We start from the raw sequence: 23104 nt of genomic DNA on the forward strand, positions 1-23104 counted from the left end.
GACCCGCAGATGACCCGGGGCGAGGAGTTCTGGGTCGAGGTCACCGCCAACGGCTGGTCCTACATCAATCAGAACCAGCTCGCGCAGGTGGGTGACTGCGGCACTTGGACGGGCTGCAACGGTCTCACGGTCGCGCGCTCGTACTTCCGTATGGGCACCGAGGACGTCTCCGGGCACCCCAACGGCCGCAGTGCCAGGGTGTTCAGCGCGCAGTTCTACGCCAACGAGGTGTGGGCCGCACACAACTGCATTGCCGAGCCCGTCGAGGTCCACCTCGCCGGCGTGATCGACAACAACACCCGCTGGGGCGGCCCCGAGGCCGGATGGATCAACACCCAGTCTTCGGCCGCCGGCACCAACTGCGGCGGACCGAACAACGTCGTATTCGACGTGACCTCCGCTGCCCAGACGGCCGCGGACCAGGGCTGGCCGAATCTGACGCTGGAACTGCGGGCGCCGGATGAGGGCAACCAGTACCAGTGGAAGCAGTTCGCCGACAACCCCAGCTTGGTGATCAACTACAGCTACCCGCCCAATCCGGCCGCTGGATTGAGAGTGTCCAACGCGGTCACCTGCACCGGGCACGCCTACACCCCGGACGCGAAGCCGACGTTGTACGCGACGGCAACGGACAACAACAACCCGCCGTTGAACCCGCAGCTGTGGTTCGATCTGTACAACGGCGCGGGAACCAGCGCGGTCGTCGGAGGCGCGGGCCCGGTGACCATCGCCTCCGGCACCACCGGCGCTTGGACGGACACCGTGGCGTTGAACAACAATACCGACTACGAGTTCCGCGTCAACGTATCCACCCAACAGGGCACGGGGCAGGAGATGTGGGCGGGAGCGTTCAGTCCGTGGTACAGCTTCACCCGCCTCGCCGCACCGTCCCAATCCCCATACGTCGACAGCTACGACTACCCCGCCAACTACTGGGGCCAGGCCAGCGACAACCCCGGCACGGTATTCATCTCCACCAACGGCGCGGCGAACATCGCCGGCTTCACCTGGACACTAACCGGCGCCGGGACGGAATCCGCGCCCTCGACGAGCCAGTGCAACTACAACCAAACCTTCGGAACCACCGGTGGCTACATCTCCCCCGACACCAGCGGCTGGGCCAGCCTCCGCCTCCCCACGAACATCAGCCCTGGTTACCACACGATGTATGTGCGCAGCTTCGACTACGCACACAACCTCTCGCCCGAATCCCAGCCCTACACCTTCTACGTCGCACCCCCGGCCGGCGGTAGCGGGGGCTGGAGCGAGGCCGAGAACCTGCCCCTGACCCAACCTGCCGGGCAGAACGTCACGGTCACCCACCAGGCCAACTGCTGTGGCGTGACCTGGACCGGTGGCCAGCAACTGTTCTTCCAGGGCACCGCCGCCAGACAGTCGTTCAACCTCACTCTCACCGCCCCTGTAGCCGGCAACTACGACCTCGACGCCAACCTCACACTCGCCCCCGACTACGGACAACTCGGCTTCACCCTGGACGGGAAATCTCTCGGACTGCCCACCACCACACCCATCGACACCTACAACCCCACCGTCGCCCTCAAGTACGCGCCCCTCGGTGGTGCCTATCTGACCGCCGGCAGCCACACCCTCACCGTCACGGTCGTCGGCACCAACCCTGCCTCCACCGGAAACCGCTACATGGCCGGCATCGACACCGTCTTCGTCCAGCCCACCGACCAGGTCGAAGCCGAATCACCCCAACTGCTCCAAGCGGTCGACACCTCCGGGAAGAACATCCCCGTCGGCCCGGTCGCGAACAACGGCGGCAACTCCTGGCGCAGCGTCGCACAACTGGAATACGACGCCACCGCCGCCGGCCAAGCCATGAACCTCACCTTCACCGCGCCGAAGGAAGCCGACTACGCCCTCGGTGCCATGCTCACCACCCGCCCCGGCTACGGCCAACTCAAGTTCACTGTGGACAACGCCACGGTGCTGGAGAACACCGACACCGCACCCGTCGACACATACACCCCCACCAACACCTGGACCTACCGGCCCTTCGGCAGCCTGCACCTGACTGCCGGCACCCATACCCTCACCGTCACAGTCGTCGGGAAGAACCCCGCCTCCAGCGGCTTCGCCGCCGGCATCGACTACTTGACCATCGCCGCGATCAACAACATCACCGCCGCGAGCTTCGCCGCAGCAATGAACAACCACGGCATCGCCGTCGACGGCCAGCCCGCCAATCTCGACCTCTGGGGTGGCTACAGCTTCTCCGGCTACGCCATGGCCGACGCCGGATACGCGCCCGGCTCCGCCGTCACCGTCTCGGGCGCGACCTTCACCATGCCCGCCGCCACCAACGCCAACGACAACATCATCGCCGACGGCCAAACCATCCCGCTACCCGCCGGCCAGCAGGTGAAAGCCAACGCCATCGGGCTGCTCGCCGCCAGTACCTGCGGCCCCAGCCCCGCCGCCGACGCACGGATCACCTACACCGACGGCACCAACAGCAAGGCGATCGTCCCGTCCGTGCCCGACTGGGTGTACGGCGACAACACCTCCGCCACAGCGGTACTGTCCTACATCGACGATTCCACCGCGACCAGGATGCCTGGGCGGGCCGGGAAGTTCTACGCCGTGTTCCTGCCTACGGACCCGACCAAAACCGTGGCCAAGGTGACCCTGCCCTACACCGGCACCGGTCAGCTGACCAACACCTGCAACACCGGTGCCCCGGTCACCGCCGCCCTGCACGTGCTGGCGATGGCCCCGCGGCCCGCGAGCAGCGGGCCCCTCCCTGCCGGCGCGGCCGGCTGGCTCGGTTCCTGGGCCGCCCCTGCCGACACTGCCGAAATCCCGCCCGGCGGTGCGGGCTTCGCCAACCAGACCGTCCGCATGGTCGTGCACCCCACCACCACCGGCGCCTCGATACGAGTCCGGGTCTCCAACACCGGCGCCGGCCTCGCCTCGCCCCCGCAAACCGTTCCCAGCACCGCCACCATCGACGCCGCCACCGTGGCCGCGCAATCGGGCACCACCGGCACCGGCGCCGCCACCCTCACCACCCCCACCGCGCTCACCTTCGGTGGCGCCACCAGTCTCACACTGTCCGCCGGTGGCGAAGCAATCAGCGACCCGATCCCGTTCCCCGCCACCAACGGCGGCAGCGGCAACCTCGTGGTCAGCATCCACCTGCCCAGCGCCGTCACCCGCGCCCCCGTCCACACCGCACCCGCAACCCCCACCTACCTGGCGACCGGCAACACCACGACCGACGCCAGCGGAACCCCCTACACCACCACACTGCCCGGGGACTACTACCTCACCGGTGTCGACGTCACCACCACTGACCCATCCGCCGGCACCATCGCCATCCTCGGCGACCAAACCAGCGCCGCCGGCGCATCCGCGGCCGGGCGCACCGACCAGCAAACCTGGGTCGACCACCTCCCCGACACCCTCGCCGGGGCTTTACCGGGCAGTGTCGTCAACGTCAGCCGCGCCGGCCAACCAGCCGGCGACTGGTGGAAACTCGCCGACGGCACCGGCACCACCGCCACCGACAGCACCGGACCCCACCCCGGCACCCTCTCCGGCGGCGTCACGTGGAACACCGCCTGGGCCGGAGACCTCGCCGGCAGCGCCGTCTTCAACGGCACCGGCGCCATCACGTCGAACGGCGCCGCGATCACCACCAACCGCAGCTTCACGATCTCGGCCTGGGTCAACCTCACCAACACCAATGCTGCGCAAACCGTCATCGCACAAGACGGCACGAACACCAGCAGCTTCCGCCTCGACTACGACAAAACCGACAACCGCTGGGCCTTCACCCGCGCCAGCGACGACACAGCCAACCCCACTCTCACCCGAGCCCTGTCCACCGCCGCACCGGCAGTGAACACGTGGACTCTGCTCACCGGCGTCTTCGACGCCAGCAACCAGAACATGACCCTCTACGTCAACGGCCAAGGCCAAAACACAGTCGCCACCACCACCTCACCCGACATCACCGGCAACCTCACCATCGGGAGCGGCAAGACCAACGGCACCCCCAGCGACTACCTCACCGGCGCGGTCTCCGACGTCCGCGTCTACCACAACACCCTCAACAACCTCGACGTCACCGCCCTCTACGACAGCACACCACCCCAGCAACCCGGCCCGATGCCCGACGCCCCCAGCGCACTCAGCCTCGGCAACACCACCGACACCGGCGAACACCTCGTCGCCGCCAGCCCCGACACCACCCTCAACCAAACCCTCCTCGCAGAACCCAACCTCCGCACCGTCATCGCCACCATCGGCACCAACGACATCCTCGACAACACCCCCCGCTCCACCATCGAAAACAACATCACCAACGCACTGAACGCCTCCACGCCAGGCGGCTACGCCCTCCACCGAACCCGCCGCCCCGACGGCACACCCCTACACGTCATCCTCACCACCATCCCACCCCTAGGACTGTCCACAACAGACCCACGAGAGACCCTACGAATCACGGTCAACAACTACCTACGCGCGAACTACACCCAATACGGCGCCGACGAGATTCTCGACCTCGACGCCGCCGTCACCGACCCTGCCAATCCCAACCAGATCAACCCCAGCTACCTCACCAACAACCAGCCCAACAACGCCTACTACCAACAACTCGCCCAAACCCTGGCCGACGCCGTCAACACTTTCCCGCCCACCGCGTCCCTCTGAGTGGCGTGTGTGCGGAATTGGGTCTGTCAAATGAGCGGCTCTGGGCCGGATCCGGTGTGAGCTTGTCCCCGCAGCTCGGACACCGGCCTTGAGGTGACCTTGGGTCACCAGGAAGGATGTCCCGGTGCCTGCACCACACCCGCCTGAGTTTCGTCGTCGTGCCGTCGAGTTGGCCCGTCAGGGCTCCAAACCGGTCGCTGAGCTGGCCAAAGAGCTGGGGATCAGCGAATCGTGCCTGAGGAATTGGATGGCCCAGGCCGATACTGATGCGAACGGCTCAGCGAGTCGTTTGACGAGCGCGGAGAAGAAAGAACTGGCCGAGCTGCGGAAGAAAACCCGTCAGCTTGAGATGGAAAATGAGATCCTCAAGCGCGCGGCCGCCTATTTCTCGCGGGAGAACGTTCTCCCAAAGTAATCTACCCGCTGGTCCGTGAGCTCGCCGCTGACGGTGTCGACGTCGCGGTGGCCTGCCGGGTACTGAAGGTGTCACGGTCGGGCTATTACGACTGGCACGACCGGCCGCCCTCACCCAGGGAGCAGGATAACGAATTGCTACTCAAACACATCCAAGCCATTCACGTCGAATCCCGTGGCACCTACGGGTGGCCCCGCGTGCACGCGGAACTCGTGCTCGGCATGGGCGTGAACGTCAACCACGAGCGGGTGGCGCGACTCATGCGCGAGGCCGGCATCCAGGGCCTCTACCGGCGCCGGAACCGGGGCTACACCATCCGCAACCCCGCGGAGGAGCCCGCCGAAGACCTGGTCAACCGCAAGTTCACCGCCGAGGGCCCGAACCGCCTATGGCTCACCAACATTACCGAACATCCCACGAAGGAAGGGAAACTGTACTGCGCCGCCGTCATGGACGCCTATTCCCGGCGCATCATCGGCTGGTCCATCCACAATCACATGCGCACTGAACTGGTGATCGACGCACTCGGCATGGCCACCCTCCGCCGTAAACCCGAATCCGGCAACACTATCCTGCATTCCGACCATGGATCGCAATTCACGGCCTGGGCATTCGGGCAACGACTCCGTGCCGCCGGAATCCTGCCCTCCATGGGCAGCGTGGGCGATTGCTACGACAACTCCATGATGGAATCCTTCTGGGGCACACTCCAACTCGAAGTGCTCGACACGAAAACGTGGGAAACTCGTGACGAGCTTGCCAACGCGATCTTCGAATGGATAGAATGCTGGTACAACCCGGAACGGCGACACTCCCGCATCGGAATGCTCAGCCCGGCCGAGTTTGAGGCCACTAACCCCGAGTGACCGTCACCACACCACGATCGCTGACGCCACACCCAACGTGTCCGGCGAACGGGGACAAGCTCAGTGGTAGCTGTGCGTGTCGGTTCGTGTCGAATCTGGTGCTGTGTGCCAGCGTGACGCCGGTGCAAGGTTGATCAACTTTTGAGATTGGTGTTCTCGGGACTGTCTTCCCTGGTCATCGAGGACGTTGAGGATGGCGCGGGGGCGCTGGTGGTGTGGGCATCGACGCATCCGGTGCCGGTGGCCTGCCCGGGCTGCGGGGTGCCGGCGGGGCAGGTGCACGGCTACGTCGCCCGGCAGCTCGCCGATGTGCCGGTGGATGGGCGGCGAGTGCTGATACGACTACGGGCGCGGAGGTTGCGCTGTGGAACGCTCGACTGTCCACGGCAGACTTTCCGTGAGCAGCTGGCCGGCGTCATCGAGCGCTACCAGCGGCGTACCGAACGGCTGAGAGCGCAGGTGGGCGTCGTCGTCCGCGATCTGGCCGGTCGTGCGGGCGCCCGTGTGCTGGTCGGCCTCGGCGTCGCGGTCTCGCGGCAAACCGCGCTGCGCGCGTTGGTGCGCCTTCCACTCCCGATCCGACCGGTGCCGCGGGTCATCGGGGTGGATGATTTCGCGCTGTGTAAGCGGAAGCGCTACGCCACTGTGATCATCAATGCGGAGACCGGCGAGCGGGACGTGCTGCCGGAGCGCAAGACCGAGGTACTCGAAGCGTGGTTGCGGGAGCACCCCGATGTCGAGGTGGTCTGTCGCGATGGCTCGGCCGCCTACGCCGAGGCGATCCGCCGTGCCCTGCCCGACGCGGTGCAGGTCGCGGACCGGTGGCACCTCTGGCATAACCTCGCCGAGGCCGTCATCAAAGAGGTCGCCGCGCACAGCAGCTGTTGGGGCAAGACCGGGCCACCGCCGCGAGAGGGCATCCAAGCCCAGACCACGCGGGAGCGCTGGCGGCAGGTCCATGACCTGGTCGATTCCGGTGTCGGCCTGCTGGAATGCGCCCGTCGGTTGAATCTGGCATTGAACACGGTCAAGCGCTACGCCCGGATCAGCGAACCCGAGCGGCTGGTCCGGGCGCCGAAGTACCGCCCCACGTTGGTCGACCCTTACCGGGAGCATCTGCGGCGCCGCCGTGAAGTCGATCCTGCCGTGCCGGTGCAGTACCTGTTCGCCGAGATCAAGCAGCTCGGCTACCCGGGCAGCCTCAACCTGCTCTACCGCTACATCACCCAAGGCCGCGTCGAATCCGACCGGCCGGCGATCTCCCCACGGCGCCTGGCCCGCTACCTGCTCACACGCCCAGACCGGCTGAAAGACCACCAGCGGGAACGGCTCGACGCCGCGGTGGCCGCCTGCCCAGAGATGACAGCGCTGGCCGGCCTCGTCGGCGACTTCGCCGCCCTCCTGGCCCCCACCGTCGGCAACGATATACGCCTCACCGGCTGGATCGACCAGGCCCGGGCCGAGGATCTGCCCCATCTGCACGCGTTCACTCGCGGGCTCGAGATCGACCGCCACGCCGTCAACGCCGCCCTCACTTGCCCATTCCACAATGGACGAACAGAAGGAGTGAACACCAAAACGAAGATGATCAAACGGCAGATGTACGGACGCGCAGCTTTCACCCTCCTACGCCACCGCATCCTGCTCGGCTGAACTACACACCGTCACCACCGGAAGTGGGTCAGAGCCGCTCGTTTGACAGACCCGTGCGGGCTGCTACAGATTTTGAAAGGCCAGCATTACGGCGCTCCGGGTTCGAGGGTGAGTCCAGTGTGGGCGAAGGAGGCGTCGGTCAGTTGGGGTCGGTACTGGATGCGTTTGAGCCGGTTTTTCACCACGGTGGCCAGTTGGTCGATGCCGTGCACGATGAGGTTGCCCAGGCCGCGTTTGACATGCGACCACACGTGCTCGACCGGTTTGAGGTCCGGGGCGTAGTACTCCAGCCGTAGATCGTGATGTTCATGGTTCTTGGGTGGATTGCCGCTGGTAGTGGGCCTGTCGGGCTCGGTGTTGATGCTGTCGGCGCCAGGCTGAGAAGCGTAGGTGGTGCGTGGTGCCTGTGATCAGCGTGGTGGTGATCGTGGCGAACAGGTGTTGGACTTCGTTGCAGGTCAAGGAAATCCAGCGGGTGGATGTTGGTGTTTGGGTGGGTTCGGTCGCGGCGAGGACGGTGAGGAACGCGTGCGCGAGCGTCGCCAGAACGGTCCAGCGATGCCATGAGAGCCAGCGGCGGACCTGGTGCTGGTCCAGGCCTGCCAGACCTTTGCCGGTTTGAAAGGATTCTTCGACACGCCAGCGGGTTCCAGCCACGCGAACCAGAACGGGCAACGCGACGGGGGTGGGCGCGTAGCAGCGGTAGAACGCCAACTCTCTGGTGCGGCGGTTGCGTCGGATCAGCAGCCCCCGATGCCCGCCCACCTCGGCATCCTGATCAATGTCGACCAAAGCCCAGTCGTAGAAGCGGTGTCCCTTCGCCCCGGTACCGGCCGACAGGCGTTGCCACACATGTTTCGGTAGTCGGGTGGCCAACTCGTCCGGGCGGAACGTCCCCGCTCCGGTAGTGACGCGGCGGTCGCATCCGATGGCCAGCACATAGCCGACGCCACGGCGCTCCAGTTCCGCGCGCAGCGTGGGGTCGGCGCCGTAGACCTCGTCGCCGGTCACCCACGGCGCATCAACTCCGGCATCGAGGGCTCGGGTGATCATGGTGGTGGCCAGGGCGGGTTTGGTCGCGAACTGCATGTTCTCGCTGATCCCAGCCGCGGCGCAGCGTTCGCGGTCGCTCGTCCAGGACTTCGGCAGATACAAGGCCCGGTCGATAAACGCGTGCCCGGCCGTCGTGGCATACGTCAGATACACCGCGACCTGCGAGTTCTCGATCCGACCGGCGGTTCCGGTGTATTGACGTTGCACCCCAACGGTGCGCGTGCCCTTCTTCAAGTCTCCGGTCTCATCGACGATCAGGACTGCGTTCTGGCTGCCGAGGTGGTCGCAGACGTAGTCGCGCAGGTCGTCACGCACCGCGTCGGCATCCCACACCGCCCGCGCGAGCAGGTGCTGCAGGCCGTCTGGTGTCGCGTCTCCGACATGCTCGGCGATGGTCCAACAGTTCTTCCGCGGCAGCTCAGACACCAGACCCAGCAACAGTTTCTCCGCCCGACGACGGGGCTCGACCCGGCTGAAACGGCCCGCGATCCGCGCGGTCAGCTCATCGAACATCGCCTGCCAGCGAGCAGGGTTTATGCTGGGGCCCGCGGCCGCCAGCCGATCTTGGGAAGTCCACACAACCGACCATGATCAACTGGCGGCCGCACCCATCTCCGACACCCCCTCACCAGCACCGATCACGAAGTCCGGCTGGAGTACTAACGCCACCCAGCGCTACCACCGCATTCGGGCCAGAGCCGATCACGGGATAGACCCTCCTGAGCCCATACAACGACAATCCGTGGGCGAACCACGTCGCCGGCCCACGCCGACCGCAGCTACGACCACGAAAAGTACCGCCGCCTGGTCCGCGTTGGGGGCATCATTCCGCGCATCGCCCGCCGTAGAACCGAGCACGGATCCGGCCTCGGTCACGTCCGATGACCCGTGGAACGCACCTTGCGCCTGGCTCGAAGGCTTCCGGCGACTACATATCCGCGCCGAACGCCGAGCTGGCGTTCGCGGAGGGAATGGCAATGTGTGGACAAGAATTCGGTTCATACCTCGCAAACCTGGCACGTCGAGAGTTTTGTGCACGACCGACCAGGACCAGAACCAGATCGTCTCGTTCTACGCGGGTGCGGTGGAGGAAGTGTGGGAAATCGAGTCGCAGGCGGTCGTCGACCGCACTGGCGGTCTTGACCTCGTGGTGGGGCGCCGAATGATCCGGTGGCGATGGTGCGGCACACCGAGGAGTGCGGGCGGCGCAGTTTCGCGTTCGCCACAGATCCCTCCCAGCGATCGACCAGGATGAAAGGTCCGGAGATCTGTAAGCTGATCGTCGGCGCGAAGTAGTTGTTCACCAACGAGTACTTCGACGCCATGAAATTTCTTGACAGCCGGGTCGTCCATGCGTTTGACTCAATGACTGATCGAGCAAGAGCGACTCGAGGCGATTTGTACTGCTGGGGGCAGTTAGTGCGTGTCAACGGCGTGAGTCATGATTTCCTTTCGGCGAACGGGGAGGAAAATGACCGGTTGGGATCGCGGTTCGCCACGTTGGTCCGAACCTATCGCCGTGAAGCGGGACTGACGCAGCGCGAGCTGGCCATGCGCGCCGGACTGAGCGTCGCGGCCCTGCGTGATTTCGAACAGGGAAGGCGGGGGAGGCCGCGGGCGAACTCGCTGGCGGCACTGGTGGGCGCGCTCGGACTGGACCCCGAGCAGGCGATCGACCTCGCCAAGGCCGCCGCGCCGTCCCGGTCCCGCGAGCGGGGCGTCCTGCAGGCAGGTGCGGAACCGGCTCAGATCCCGGCGAGCATACCGGAGCGTGGCCTGTGGGTCTCCGTGCTGGGACCGCTGGAAGTCTGGCGGGACCGCACGGCGCTGGCGCTCGGTCCGTTCACTCGGCGCGCGGTGCTCGCGCTGCTGGCCACAGAGCCGGGCGCCCTTGTGCACCGCGACACGATCGTCGACGTGCTGTGGGCACAGTCCCCGCCGCCCAGCGCTGTCAGCCTGATCCAGGCTCACGTGAGCAGGCTGCGGCGGTTGCTCGAACCTGCCGGGCTGCCGCCGCGGGAGGACGGCGTGATCGTCTCGGAGGGCGGGGCCTACCGCCTGCGGCTCCCACAGAACGCACTGGACCTGCAGGCCTTCCGGGCGTTCGCGGTGCGCGCGGACGGGGCGAGTGTACGCGGCGACCTGCGGCAGGCCTGCGAATTCTACGAGCGCGCCGTCGAGCTGTGGCGGGGCGACCCATTGGCGCACCTCGACCTCGTCCGCGGCCACCCCGGCGTCGACGCGCTCGGCCGCGAGCTGGTCGCAGTGCTGCTGCGGTACGCCGAGCTGGCCTGCGAGCTGGGGGAGTACGAGCGGGTGCTGCCCCGGCTGCACAGCGTTGCCGCCGCTGAACCGCTGAACGAGCTGGTCCACGCCCGGCTGCTGATCGCGCTCGCCGCCTCGGGACAGCAGGCCGAGGCACTGTGGCTGTACGAGGACCTCCGGCGCAGGCTGGACCGGGAGCTCGGCGTCTATCCTGGCGATGAGCTCGCCACGGCCCATCTGCGGGTGCTGCGCGGGGAGTTCTCCGGTACCGGCGGAACCCGCGTGTGCGGTTTCCGGACCGTGCAGCGGCCGATCGCCGTGCGGTACGTGGTGCCGTGGCAGCTGCCTGCCGCGCCGCGGCGCTTCACCGGCAGGAAGCGGGAGCTGGCCGCGCTGTCCGGACTGCCGGACCAGCGCACGGGCGGCGCCGCGATCTGCGCATTAGTAGGCATGGTCGGTGTCGGCAAGACCGCGCTCGCCGTGGAGTGGGCTCACCGGATGGCCGAGGACTTCCCGGACGGGCACCTCTTCGTGGACCTGCGGGGCTTCGGCCCGTCCGGCAATTCCCTCGCGCCCGGTGATGCGGTCTACGGGTTCCTGCACGCTCTCGGGGTGCCTCCCGGACGGCTCCCGGACGACGCCGAGGAGCAGGCCAAGTTGTACCGCAGCCTGCTCGCCCACCGGCGGCTGCTCATCGTGCTGGACAACGCGCGTGACGCCGGGCAGGTCCGCCCGCTGCTGCCCGGCGCCGGCAAGTGCATGGTCCTGGTCACCAGTCGCAACCGCCTCACCGGGCTCGCCGCGACCCACGGGGCACAGCTCGTCGAGGTCGGTCCGCTCGATGCCGCCGAGGCGCGGGAGCTGCTGGCTAGCGGGCTCGGCGCGGAACGGGCTCGAACCGAGTGCGGGGAGGTCGCCGAGCTCGCTGAGCGGTGCCTGCGCCTGCCGCTCGCGCTGCGCAACGCCGCGGCCCGCGTGGCGGCCTTCCCCGGGCTGCCGTTGTCCGCGCTGACGGCGTCGATGCGCGGCGGGCGGCAGGACTGGCTGAACAGCCTGGAAACCGGCGACCCGGTCAGTAGCGTGCGAGCGGTGCTTTCCTGGTCGCAGTCGGCCCTCAGCCCGGGTGCGGCCCGGCTGTTCCGCCTGCTGGCGCTCCACCCCGGCCCGGATGTCACGGTGGGCGCGGCGGCGAGCCTCGCCGAAGTCAGCTGCCAGGACGCGCACGCGGCGCTGACCGAGCTCTACGACGACTGCCTGCTCACCCAGAGGATCCTCGGTCGCTTCGCCTTCCACGACCTGGTCCAGGCGTACGCCGCCGAGCAGGTGCTCGAGCATGACGACGAAGCCGGGCGCACCGCCGCAGTTCGCCGGCTGCTCGACCACTACCTGCACCTGACCGCGGCGGCGGTCCGGGCGATGTATCCGCAGCAGCCCCGGCTCGCGTTGGGAGCGCCACTGCCCGGGGTCGTGACGGTGGACGAGTTCTCCGGTCCTATGGGGGCGGGAGAATGGTTCGAGGCCGAGCAGGAGGTCTTGTTCGGCCTCGTTGAGCTTGCCGCAGGCAGCGGCAGCACGCATGCGTGGCAGCTGCCCTGGCTCGTACGCCGGTTCGAGCTGGGTGACGGCCAGCTCCGCCGGCTCGCCGGTGCGTAGCGGGTGTGCTGTTCCGGATTCACTGGAAGCCTGTGCTTGACCATGACGCAAGGGCAGGGTTGGAGTCTGGACACATGGTGAAGTCCCCAGTCCCCGTGTTCCTGTTCATCACCGCTGAGGCGGTGGCACTGCTCGCCAACTCAGCCTTCCTGGTCGTGTTCCCGTGGCTGGTGCTCTCGCACACGGGCGACGCGGGCAAGACGAGCCTCATGACCGCCCTGGTGACGATCCCGACCGCAGTGGCGACGCTGCTCGGCGGTCGCGTGATCGACCGCATCGGACGGAAGCCCTCGAGCGTGCTGGCCGGGCTGGGCTGCGCGGTGGCCGCGGCGGGCTTCGGCGTCGTTAGTGGCCTCGGGGCGCTCAACATTGGCACGCTGATCGCATTGGGCATGCTGGCCCAGGCGTTCCTGCCGCCGAGCACCACGGCGCGCGATGCGCTGATGGACGCGATCGCCTCTGTCGGCGGGATCTCGCTGGAGCGCCTCGCCGGTATTCGCCAGGTAGTGTTCTCCCTCACCTACGCGATCGGACCAGCGCTGGCCGGACTGCTGCTCACCGCGATCAGCCCGATCGCCGCGTTCTGGATCATCGCCGGGGCGTGGACGTTCGCAGCACTGCTGACCACCGGGCTGCCGTCCGGCACGAGTCGGAAGGTGAGCGAGGCGGCGATCACGCCCAGTGGCTCGGTCTGGAAGCTGCTGCGCTCGCGCCGGGCAGTCTGGATGGCCGTGGTGATCGGCTTCGGGGCCTCGGTGATTACACAGCCGATCACCAGCGTGCTGCTGCCAGCGCACTTCCGTGACCTGCACCAGCCGCAGCTCTACGGCGTGTCTGTGTCGGCTTTCGGCGTCGGCGCGATTCTGGGCGCACTGCTGTACGCGGCTGTCGGAGCGAAGGCGGGCGTCAAGCTCTACGTCGGCGGCGTGCTCGTCACGACCGCGGGCATCGTGGCCTTCGCGCTGCTGCCCAGCTTCTGGATCCTAGCGCTCGGGCTGGCGCTCGGCGGGCTGGGCAGCGGTCTGCTCGCCCCCATGCTGCTCGTTGCCGTCACCAGGAACACCGCGGACAACGAGCGTGGCCAGGCGCTGGGCGTCTACAACGCGGCGTCGCTCGGTGCGTCTCCGATCGGTCTCGGTCTGCTTTCTCTGCTGCTGCAGCGGCACCCGGACCTGCACGCCGGGGCGTTCGCGGTGCTTGGCGTCTGGGCACTGGCCGCGGTATACGCGCTGACCCGGCCATCGGTGATCGTCTCCACCCCCGGGCAGCAGCAGGCGGCGGATACGGCGGCGGTGTGAGCGGCGAGACGGAAGGAGGCGCCCGGTGCTCACAATCAGTCAGCTGGCCGACTACGCGGGCGTGACGGTGCGGGCGATCCGCCACTACCACCAGCGTGGGCTGCTGCGCGAGCCGCCGCGGGACGCGTCGGGCTACCGGCGCTACGACGCGCAGGCGGTCATCGACCTGACCCGGATCAAGACGCTCGCCGAGTCGGGCGTGCCGCTCGGGCAGATCCCCCGGCTGCTCGAAGCCCCGGAGGAGGAGCTCGACAAGGCCATAGCCGAGCTCGACGTCGCGCTCGCCAAACGCGTCGACGAGCTGAACGCGACCCGCGCACGGCTGAAGGCGCTGCGCACGGGCAACCGGTTCTGCCTGCCGGACGCCGTAGTCGACCACCTGGACCGGCTGCAGGCGATCGGTCTGAACGACGCCCAGGTCACACTCGAGCGCGACGTGTGGATCCTGCTCGTGGTGCTCTACCCCGACCAGATCTCTCGCTGGCTCGCGCGGATAAGCAAGCTGCTCGACGACCCTGACGTCGCGCAGCTCTACGTCGACATCCATGCCGCGCGGGACTGGCCGCCGGACGACCCCCGGCTCAAGCTGATCGCCCGCAGGGCCGCGAAACTGGTGCGTCGCCACGACCGACACGCCGAGGCGGCGCGGGACATGCGGCAGGACCTACGGGCGCTGCACCTGGTCGACGAGTTCGGCCACGACGTGTCGCCCGCTTGGCAGCGCATGGGGCAGCTGGCCGCGGCCGAGCTGGAGCCACCATCGCGAGTGGACGGAGCGTGAGACCGGAGGGGGAGTACCGGAAGGTGGCGATCAGGCAAGGGAGTCGAGCCTGCGGGCGATGCCGGTCCACATTTCGGCATAGCCGAGAGCGAGTCGGACGACGGCGGTCACGCAGTGCGGCGGCATAGCGCCGACAAGGTCCGGCAGGCGCGCGGACGCGGCCGCGTTCAGGTGCAGTAGCCGCAGGATGGCGCGTCCGTGCTCGGTGTTGCGCAGTGAGGGATCGCGGCGCAGCACGTTAAGCGCGACCTCCGGTCCGTAAGGTGCGCCTGGCCCGGGACGGGGTGTGGCGGCCTCAGCCGCGCGTTTCTCCCGGTTCCGGCGCACGGCTGGTCTTCGAGCTGTCGCGGCTTTCTCCGGCACAGGTGCATCGCCGCGTTCGATGCGCTGCCGGACGTCCAGCACGGTCGCCGGAGAGATGCCGGCTGCCTTCGCGATGTCCCGCAGAGAAATGTGAGGTTGCCGGAGCAGCAGTTCGGCCGCCCGTAGCCTTCCTTCGCCGGCATCGAGCGGGCGGGTCCGCCCGTCACTGCCCACCCGGACCGGGGCTGTCCCGATGTTCTCGCCGAGGTTCCGGCGGATCGCCGCCACGGTTTTCGCGGCGATCCCTGCCGAGTGGGCGAGTGCCCGGTCGGACAGGTGCGGGTGCGTTTGGATGAGGCGTCTGGCCGCGGCCTGCCGCTCCACCTGGGAAAGCGGCAACCCGTGCTGGACGTTCTCCTGCACGGCGCGCAGGAACAGGTCCTGCTCGCTGCCGTGGAAAAAGACCACCTCGATCGTCTCCCGGCCCTGGCGAGAGGCGGCGAGCAGGCGGTGCATCCCGTCCACCACGCACTTCGTCCGCCGGTCAACGAGGATCGGGGGGAGCGGAGTCTCGGTCTCGGCCAGCCTCGCGACGTGGGCCTCACTGGTGCCGGTCAACCGGGGCGAGTCACCGGCACGCAACGAGGCGATCGGCACGGTGACGGGTTCCGGTGCTCCGTTCGCCGCGCGCGGCTGCTGCTCCTGGCGCGAACTCGCGTCCACGCCGACCAGATCGGCCATACTGCCAGCTGTCTGATTCACGATGACTCCCCCTTGTGTTAATCAGCTCGCATTTCCAGTGGACATCCTGTCGGTGCCGCTAGTCACCCTCGGTCGGCGAGGTGGGCGCCGCCCTTGCCTCGCGCTGACAGGCAATTGCCGTACCCCTCACCGGGATGTCGATCGTCTTCCCAGCTGAAGCGCCTTCGGTGAGAACCTTAATGAACGTCCTGATCGCCGCAGTACGAGCACGGCCGGGGCGCCCCGGCAGCGGCCTCCTGCGGAAGGCGTAACCGAACCGGGCGTCCGGAGGAACTCCTCCGGCGGAACGGGCAGTAGGGGCTCAAGACCGCGCACGGCGGTGTTCAACTGCGGCAGGTCAGCACTTAAACGCGCGGTCACCACCACCGTTCTTCCTGCTGTGGGCGGGAATTCGTGCCTCCGAACACGACGGTCGCGCTGCCGGGGGTGTTGGGCAGGAGAAGAACGCGTCGTAGGCTCCGCCGTACCGCTGTGCCACAGCGATGGACAGGAGCCCCGGTCAGGCCGGAGGCACCTCCGGTGCCGCTCTCCCCTCTCGTGAAATTCGGAGGATTCCCTTGTTCGTTCCGCGCCAGTACCGGCCCCCCGACGTCTCCTGGATGCTCCGCCTCATGCGCGGTAACCCGTTGGCGCTCATGGCAACCAACGGCGATCCCGGCCGGGCGCCACTGGCGACGCACCTGCCGGTCATCCTCGACCCGGAATCCCCGCTGCCCGACTCGGACTCGCTCGCCGGACTCGGTCTCCTCGCGCACCTGAACCGGGCGAACCCGCAGTGGATCCAGGTGCGGCCGGGGATGGAGGTCCTGTTCTCCTTCACCGGCCCGCACTCCTACGTCTCGCCTGTGGTCTACGGCCTGCCGACCGCCGCACCCACGTGGGACTTCACCGCGGTGCAGGTGCGCGGGGAGATCGTCGAGCGGTTCGAATCTCCCGAGGACACGCTGCGGGTCGTCACCGCCACGGTCCGGGCGTACGAGCGGGACTTCGGCGCAGGCTGGGACATGACCGGTTCGATCCCGTACTTCCGCCAGATCCTGCCCGGCGTCGGTGCCTTCCGCGTCCGGGCGCTGAGTGTCGAGGGGATGTTCAAGCTGAGCCAGGAACAACCGGAGGACGTGCGCGAGAAAGTCCGGGACCACTTCGCCCACCGCGGGCAGGGCCGGGACCTGGAGCTGGCGGGGCTGATGGCGAACCCGCGAGCGGCGTCCGCCTGCCCCTGCGCGGGGCAGTTCGAAGAACTGAAGCACGGGGTGTGAGATGAGCGAGCTGCCTGAGCTTGTGCCGGACAAGCCGTACCTGTGGCGGGCGCGGTCGGAACGGGCCACGCACAAGCTGATCTGCTTCCCGCACGCGGGAGCGGGGGCGGGCACCTACTACGAGTGGGCCGAGCGGCTGCCCGCGGAGATCGAGCTGCTGGCGGTCCAGCTCCCGGGCCGCCAGGAACGGATCACCGAGGACCTGATCACCGAGGTGCCGGCACTGGTGGCGGCCGTCGTCGACGGCATCGCCCCGGACGTGACCGCGAACTGTTCGTTCTTCGGGCACTCGGCCGGTGCTCTGCTCGCCTTCGAGGTGACCCGGGCGCTGGAAGCCGCGGGCCTGCCGGCGCCGGGCACGCTGTTCGTGTCCGGCCAGCCCGCGCCGGGCGGCTGGAAGGCGCCCCCGGTCAACGGCCTGCCCGAGGACCGGTTCCGCGACGCGCTCACCGAGCTGGGCGGCATGGACGCCGAGGTGTTCGCCGACGACGAGATCATGGCGATGGTGATCCCGGTGGTGCGCGCGGAGTTCCGGATGTGGGAAGAGTACGAAGTGGACAGTGCGGCCCGGGTCTCGTCCTCGATCGTGGCGCTCACGGGCGACGCGGACAGCCGCAGCCCGGTTTCGGCCGCGGCGGGCTGGCGCTCCCGCACCAGCGGTGCCTTCGAGACGAAGGTCTACCCGGGTGGGCACTTCTACCACTTCGACCATCTCGACGAGGTTGTCGCCTTCGTGGCGGAGCGCGTCCTCGCCGGCACCGGGCACGGAGTGCGCCATGGATGATCCGAGGAAGCTGGAGTCCGTACTGGCTGAGCGCGTGGCCGCGGCCACCCGCGGAATTGACGGGCTCGAGAACGTCGCCGTGCTGGTGCGGGGCACCGTCACCCGGCCGTCCCGCTCGCTGCCCGGTGACACGGCCGAGCGCCTGGCCCGCACCGTGGATTCGTCCGCGCCGTCGTCGCTGCTCGTTGGCCCGGCACTGAACCTATCCGGCGACGAGGCGGGAACGCTCGACGAAGCACTCCGCCGCGCCGCGCTGCTGCCGGACAAGGGCACCGTGTACCTCGCCGGCGACGAGGAGCCGCGGTTCCAGAGCTACCGCGATCTCGCGGAGTCGGCGGGGCGGGTGCTCGGCGGCCTGCGCGCCCGGGGCGTCCGGCCGGGGGATCCGGTGATCCTGCAGCTGCGCGACAACCAGGACATCGTCACCGTGTTCTGGGCGTGCGTCCTCGGTGGTTTCGTTGCGACGCCCATCGGTGTCGCGCCCAGCTACGAAACGCACAACGAAGCCAACCGCAAGCTGCGCAACGCGTGGCGGCTGCTCGGCGAGCCGGTGATCGTGGCCGACGACGGCACCGCGGCGGAGTTGGCCGCGGCGGCCCGGCTGTGGGAGGCGCCGGGGGTGCGCACGCTTCCACTGTCCGAACTCGACACTGCCGAACCGGCTCAGTGGCTGCCCGGCGGACCGGACGCCCCGGTGCTCAACCTGTTCACCTCCGGCAGCACCGGCACGCCGAAGTGCGTGCAGCACACGCACGCGAGCATCGCGGCCAGGACGTGGTCGGCCGCGCAGGCCCGCGGGTACACGGCCGAGGACGTCAGCCTGGTGTGGATGCCGCTGGACCACATCACCCTCGCGATGTTCAACGTGCGCGACGTGTTCCTGCGGGCTCTGCACGTCAACGCCCGCACCGCCGACTTCCTGGCGGACCCGCTTGAGCTGCTGCGGTGGATCGACCGCTACCGCGTCACGAACGTGCTCGGGTCGAACTTCGCCTACGCGCTGGTGAGCGAGGCGCACGGCGACGCAACCGATCTGAGGCTCGACCTGTCCTGTGTGCGGGAGTTCATCAACGCGGGCGAAGGGGTCGACCCCGCCGTGAGCCACCGCTTTCTGCGGCTGATCGGCAGGTACGGCGCGCCGCCGGACGTGATGACCCCGGCCTGGGGCATGTCCGAGACCTGTTCGGCCGTCAGCCACGCCACGCAGAGCCGGGACGACCGGTCGCTCGGCACGGTGTCGGTGCGGCGCTCGTCCGTCGGCGGCGACGTCGTCGTCGCCGGACCCGGCGATGACGACGCGGTGCTGCTGTCCACCGTCGGCGCACCGATCGGCGGGGTGGAGATGCGGATCGTGGACCCCGGCGGCGCCGTGCTGAAGTCCGGGCAGACCGGCGAGCTGCAGGTGCGCGGCGTGACGATGATGCGCGGCTACTACGGCAATCCCGAGGCGGGCGCGCTCGCCGACGCGGGCGACGGCTGGTTCCGCACGGGCGACCTCGCGTTCGTCCACGACGGCGAGGTGGTCATCGCCGGCCGGATCAAGGACCAGATCATCGTGCGCGGCATCAACTTCCGGGCCGCCGAGCTGGAGGCCATCGTCGAGCGGGTGGCAGGCGTGCGTGTCCCGTACGCCGCGGCCGCCGCCTACCTCGAACCCGGCGCGCAGGGCGAGCGGCTGGCCGTCTTCTTCGTCCCCGAGGACTGGGAAGCCGGGGCACTCGACCGCACACTCACCGGCATCCGCTCGGCACTGTCCCGCGAGGCGGGGATCGCACCGGACCTGATGGTGCCGGTCGGTGCGCCGGACTTCCCGCGCACCGCGACCGGCAAGATCCAGCGTGGCACGCTGGTGGCCGGTCTGCGGGAGGGGCGCCTGCGGCCCCGCGCGGAGCGCGATGGCGCCGAAGCGCCGGACTCGGGCCAGTGGCTGTTCACCACCACCTGGTCCGCCCTGGACGGCGGCCGGGCCCCGGCCGGCCCCGGCACGGTGTTCCTCGGCCCGCGGCGGCTGGCCGAGGACTGCGGTCTCGCCGACCCGGTGCTGATCGACACCACCGACGACCTGGCGGGTGCCCTTGACCGGGCTGCCAGGGCGCTCGGCGGCGTCGGGACCGTCGTCTTCGCCTGGCCACTGTGGACGGACAAGACCGGCCCCCGGCTGCGAGCCGAATGGCTCAGCGAAGAGCTCGCCGCGGTGCTCGCCGTGCTCGACGACGGTTCACCACGGGTCGAACGGCTACTCGTCCTCACCTCCGGTGCGGTCGTCACCGGCGATCCTGTCGAGGCGGACCTCGGCGCGAGTGTCCTTTCCGGACTCGTCAGGACGGCCGCGGCCGAGCTGGACCGGGTGGCGGTGACCCAGCTGGACCTGCCCGCCGACCGCGCCGGGTGGCGGTCGGCGCTCGAGGCGGAGCTGGCCGCACCGGCGTCGCCCGGTGAGGTGGTGGCGCACCGGGACGGTCAGCGGCTGGTCCGGCGGCTGCGGCCGCTGCCGGCCGAGCACCGGGGTGGAGGCGTCCGGGCGGAAGGCCGGTACGTCGTCACCGGCGGTCTCGGCGGGATCGGCACCAGGCTATGTGCGCACCTGCTCGCGGAGTACAGGGTGAAGCTGCTGGTCCTGGGCCGCTCGGAGCCGGCCGGGGAACGGGCCGCGCGCCTGGCGGAACTGCGGGCCGCGGGAGACGTGCGCTACCGCGCGGTCGACGTCGCCGATGCCGACGCCGTGCGGGCCGCGGTCGCCAAGGCCGAAGCCGCGTGGGGCGAACCGATCGACGGGATCTTCCACCTCGCGGGCCACGACCCGACCAGGACGGACACCGGCGCCGACGGGCTGCCCATGGCCGAGGCGCGGCTCGCGGACTTCGAGGAGGCCTACCGGGCGAAGATCGGTGGCACGCTGGCACTCGGCGAACTGCTCGACGAACGTCCCGGAGCCGCGCTCACGCTCTTCGGCTCCGTGAACGGCGAGTTCGGTGGCAGCGGGTTCGGCCCGTACGCCGCGGCCAACGCGTTCCTGGTCTCCTTCGCCGTGGACAGCGCCACCCGGCTCGGCCGGACCGTGTGCTGCGCCGCCTGGAGCCTGTGGCCGGGCACGGGGATGAGCGAGCTGCTCGTGCCTTCCGCCGCGCGCCAACGGGGTTACCTGCCGATCGATCCCGCGGCCGGCCCGGCACTGGCCGTCGATGCGCTGGCGGCGGGCTCGCCGTACGTGCTGGCGGGGCTTGACGCCGGGCACCACGCGGTGGCCGGGCTGACCGACTCGTCCTGCCTGGTGCCCGCGGAAGTGGTCGTGGCCTATCGCGGTCCCGTCGACCACGCCGCGGTGCGCGCCGCGGTGGAGTCCGCGGTCGCCGCACACCACCTGCCCGTGGTGATTCGCGAAGTGCCCGCACTGCGCCGGAACTTCGACGGCGAGCTGGACCGGGACGGGATCTGGCGGTCGGTCGCCACCGCCGACCATCCGTCCACAGTGGACGATGAACCGCGCACCGAGCTGGAACGCACCACGGCGGCGGTGTTCGCCGAGCTGCTCGGCCGGGACACCGTCGGGCGCGATTCGTCCTTCTTCGAGCTGGGCGGCAATTCCGTGCGGGCCGTCCGGGTGCTGCGGGAACTGGAGCAGCGCACCGGTGTCCGGCTGAGCGCACACGAGCTCTATGAGTACCCGACGGTCGCCGGCACAGCAGCGCGTATCCGCATGACCGCGGCCATTCCAGCGAATCAGGAGCGTCGATGAACGAATACCGCGACATCGTCGGTGTGGGTTTCGGCCCTGCCAACCTGGCACTGACGGTGGCACTCGACGAGGTGCCGGGCAACGGCACCGACAGGCCGAGCGCGCTGTTCTTCGAACGGCAGCCGGAGTTCGGCTGGCACCGCAACATGCTGCTGCCGTCCGCGAAGATGCAGGTGGCGTTCGTGAAGGACCTCGTCACCTTCCGCAATCCGGGTTCGGCGTACACCTTCGTTTCCTACCTGCACCACGTGGGACGGTTGGCCAGGTTCGTCAACAACCAGGACTTCTTCCCGACCCGGCTGGAGTTCCACGACTACCTGGAGTGGGTGGCGAGCCACTTCACCGACCGGATCCGCTACGGCGCCGAAGTGCGCGCGATCCGGCCCGCGCCCGCTGACGGTTCTCCCGGCTCGCTCGAAGTGGCCGTCCGCTACCGGGACCGGCCCGGCAGCCAGGTCGTCTCGGCCGACAACGTCGTGATCTCCACCGGGCTCGTCCCCCGCGTCCCGGACGGGACCGTACTGGGGGAGCGGGTCTGGCACAGCTCCCAGTTCCTCGGCCGGTTCCGGGCACGCGACTGGTCCGGCGCGCGTCGCGTGGCCGTCGTCGGGGCGGGGCAGAGCGCGGCGGAGCTGACCGCGTTCTGCTACGACAACACCACGAACGCGGAGATCATCTCCGTCGTCCCGTCGTACGGGTACTCCATCGCCGACGACACCCCGTTCGCGAACGAGGTGTTCGACGGGCAGGCGGTGGACGACTACTACTTCGGGACGAAGGAGTCCCAGGACGCATACTGGCGCTACCACCGCAACACCAACTATTCCGTCGTCGACGACGACCTGCTCCGGGAGCTGTACCGCCGCAGCTACGACGACGAGTTCACCGGGGCCCGGCGGCTGAATTTCCAGCGGTTGAGCCGTATCGACGGAGTCGAGGAGACCGCGGACGGCGCGCGGATCAGCGTGCGCTCGCTGAGCACCGGACAGCGCAACCACTTCGACGTGGACTTCGTCGTCTTCGGGACCGGGTACCACCCGATGGACCCGGGCCCGCTGCTGGCCGAGGTGGACCAGTACCTCCTGCGTGACGAGAACGGCCGCTACCGGGTGGACCGGCACCACCGGCTGCTGACCCGCGACGGCTTCGGCGGCGGGATCTACCTGCAGGGCGGCACCGAGCAGACACACGGGTTGAGCGCGTCACTGCTGTCGAACATGGCTGTTCGCAGCGGCGAAATCGTCGGCTCGATCCTCGGCCGCGCCAAGGACGGCTGGCCGTGGACGGACAGCCGCGCTGCGGACGGCAGCGAGCCCGCCGCGGCCGTCTCCTGAACCGGAAACACCGAGAAAGCCGAACGCCACGGGGAAACGGGGAACAATGTCCACCAATCCGTTCGACGACGAGGCCGCCGAGTTCCTGGTGCTGGTCAACGCGGAGGAGCAGCGGTCGCTGTGGCCGACCTTCGCGGAGATTCCCGCCGGATGGCGGGCGGTGCACGGGCCGGACAGCCGCGCGGGCTGCCTCGCCCACGTCGAAGCCACCTGGAAGTCGATCCGCCCGCTCAGCGCGCGCGAAAGAGACTGAGCG

14 protein-coding genes and 1 pseudogene are annotated in these 23104 nt (G+C 68.8%); 13 read left to right on the top strand and 2 right to left on the bottom strand.

What is annotated here, in order from left to right:
• Nucleotides 1–9 precede the first annotated feature (9 nt).
• The 4 genes from LWP59_RS10625 to LWP59_RS10640 all read left to right on the top strand — a co-directional run bounded on the left by LWP59_RS10625 (nucleotide 10) and on the right by LWP59_RS10640 (nucleotide 7620).
• On the top strand, nucleotides 10–4686 hold the full coding sequence (locus LWP59_RS10625) for a LamG-like jellyroll fold domain-containing protein (protein WP_233921983.1): 4677 nt from the start codon (nucleotides 10–12) through the stop codon (nucleotides 4684–4686).
• A 124-nt stretch (nucleotides 4687–4810) separates the two neighbouring features.
• Nucleotides 4811–5101, top strand: coding sequence for a transposase (locus tag LWP59_RS10630; RefSeq protein ID WP_144646404.1), 291 nt, complete (start codon nucleotides 4811–4813; stop codon nucleotides 5099–5101).
• 8 nt (nucleotides 5102–5109) lie between these two features.
• Nucleotides 5110–5967, top strand: a complete 858-nt coding sequence (locus LWP59_RS10635; protein ID WP_267967022.1) for an IS3 family transposase — start codon at nucleotides 5110–5112, stop codon at nucleotides 5965–5967.
• Between the two features lie 141 nt (nucleotides 5968–6108).
• On the top strand, nucleotides 6109–7620 hold the full coding sequence (locus LWP59_RS10640) for an ISL3 family transposase (RefSeq protein WP_144646373.1): 1512 nt from the start codon (nucleotides 6109–6111) through the stop codon (nucleotides 7618–7620).
• 306 nt (nucleotides 7621–7926) lie between these two features.
• Here LWP59_RS10640 and LWP59_RS10645 read toward each other — a convergent pair whose 3' ends face one another.
• Nucleotides 7927–9186 (bottom strand): IS701 family transposase, encoded by a 1260-nt coding sequence (locus LWP59_RS10645; protein WP_233921984.1) that lies wholly within the window; start codon nucleotides 9184–9186, stop codon nucleotides 7927–7929.
• A gap of 252 nt (nucleotides 9187–9438) precedes the next feature.
• Here LWP59_RS10645 and LWP59_RS10650 point away from each other — a divergent pair.
• From LWP59_RS10650 to LWP59_RS10665, 4 genes and pseudogenes are all read left to right on the top strand, one after another.
• Nucleotides 9439–9640, top strand: a pseudogene (locus tag LWP59_RS10650) (IS5/IS1182 family transposase); the annotation flags it as partial.
• Nucleotides 9641–10173: 533 nt separating this feature from the next.
• Nucleotides 10174–12591 (top strand): BTAD domain-containing putative transcriptional regulator, encoded by a 2418-nt coding sequence (locus LWP59_RS10655; RefSeq protein WP_186383568.1) that lies wholly within the window; start codon nucleotides 10174–10176, stop codon nucleotides 12589–12591.
• Nucleotides 12592–12665: 74 nt separating this feature from the next.
• Nucleotides 12666–13889: an MFS transporter gene (locus LWP59_RS10660; RefSeq protein ID WP_144644345.1), complete on the top strand. Its 1224-nt coding sequence runs from the start codon at nucleotides 12666–12668 to the stop codon at nucleotides 13887–13889.
• Between the two features lie 25 nt (nucleotides 13890–13914).
• The gene (locus LWP59_RS10665; protein WP_186383569.1) at nucleotides 13915–14670 is read left to right on the top strand and encodes a MerR family transcriptional regulator; all 756 of its coding nucleotides are present in this window, start codon (nucleotides 13915–13917) and stop codon (nucleotides 14668–14670) included.
• Between the two features lie 30 nt (nucleotides 14671–14700).
• Here the strand turns inward: LWP59_RS10665 and LWP59_RS10670 are convergent, their stop codons facing one another.
• Entirely contained in the window at nucleotides 14701–15735 is a 1035-nt protein-coding gene (locus LWP59_RS10670; protein ID WP_233921985.1) for a ParB/RepB/Spo0J family partition protein, read from the bottom strand.
• A gap of 482 nt (nucleotides 15736–16217) precedes the next feature.
• On the opposite strand from LWP59_RS10670, the gene LWP59_RS10675 reads away from it, so the two are divergent.
• Genes LWP59_RS10675 through LWP59_RS10695 form a run of 5 tightly spaced genes read left to right on the top strand, consistent with a single transcriptional unit; the run spans nucleotide 16218 to nucleotide 23101 of the window.
• Nucleotides 16218–16994, top strand: a complete 777-nt coding sequence (locus LWP59_RS10675; RefSeq protein WP_267903847.1) for an FMN-binding negative transcriptional regulator — start codon at nucleotides 16218–16220, stop codon at nucleotides 16992–16994.
• Nucleotide 16995: 1 nt separating this feature from the next.
• Entirely contained in the window at nucleotides 16996–17778 is a 783-nt protein-coding gene (locus tag LWP59_RS10680) for a thioesterase II family protein (RefSeq protein WP_144644353.1), read from the top strand.
• Nucleotides 17771–21514 (top strand): SDR family NAD(P)-dependent oxidoreductase, encoded by a 3744-nt coding sequence (locus LWP59_RS10685; RefSeq protein WP_144644356.1) that lies wholly within the window; start codon nucleotides 17771–17773, stop codon nucleotides 21512–21514. Before LWP59_RS10680 ends, LWP59_RS10685 begins: the two co-directional genes overlap by 8 nt.
• Nucleotides 21511–22848, top strand: a complete 1338-nt coding sequence (locus LWP59_RS10690) for a lysine N(6)-hydroxylase/L-ornithine N(5)-oxygenase family protein (protein WP_144644359.1) — start codon at nucleotides 21511–21513, stop codon at nucleotides 22846–22848. Before LWP59_RS10685 ends, LWP59_RS10690 begins: the two co-directional genes overlap by 4 nt.
• A gap of 46 nt (nucleotides 22849–22894) precedes the next feature.
• Entirely contained in the window at nucleotides 22895–23101 is a 207-nt protein-coding gene (locus tag LWP59_RS10695; RefSeq protein ID WP_144644362.1) for an MbtH family protein, read from the top strand.
• Nucleotides 23102–23104 lie beyond the last annotated feature (3 nt).

The organism is Amycolatopsis acidiphila (assembly GCF_021391495.1).
In the GTDB taxonomy this organism is placed as follows: Bacteria; Actinomycetota; Actinomycetes; order Mycobacteriales; family Pseudonocardiaceae; genus Amycolatopsis_E; species Amycolatopsis_E acidiphila.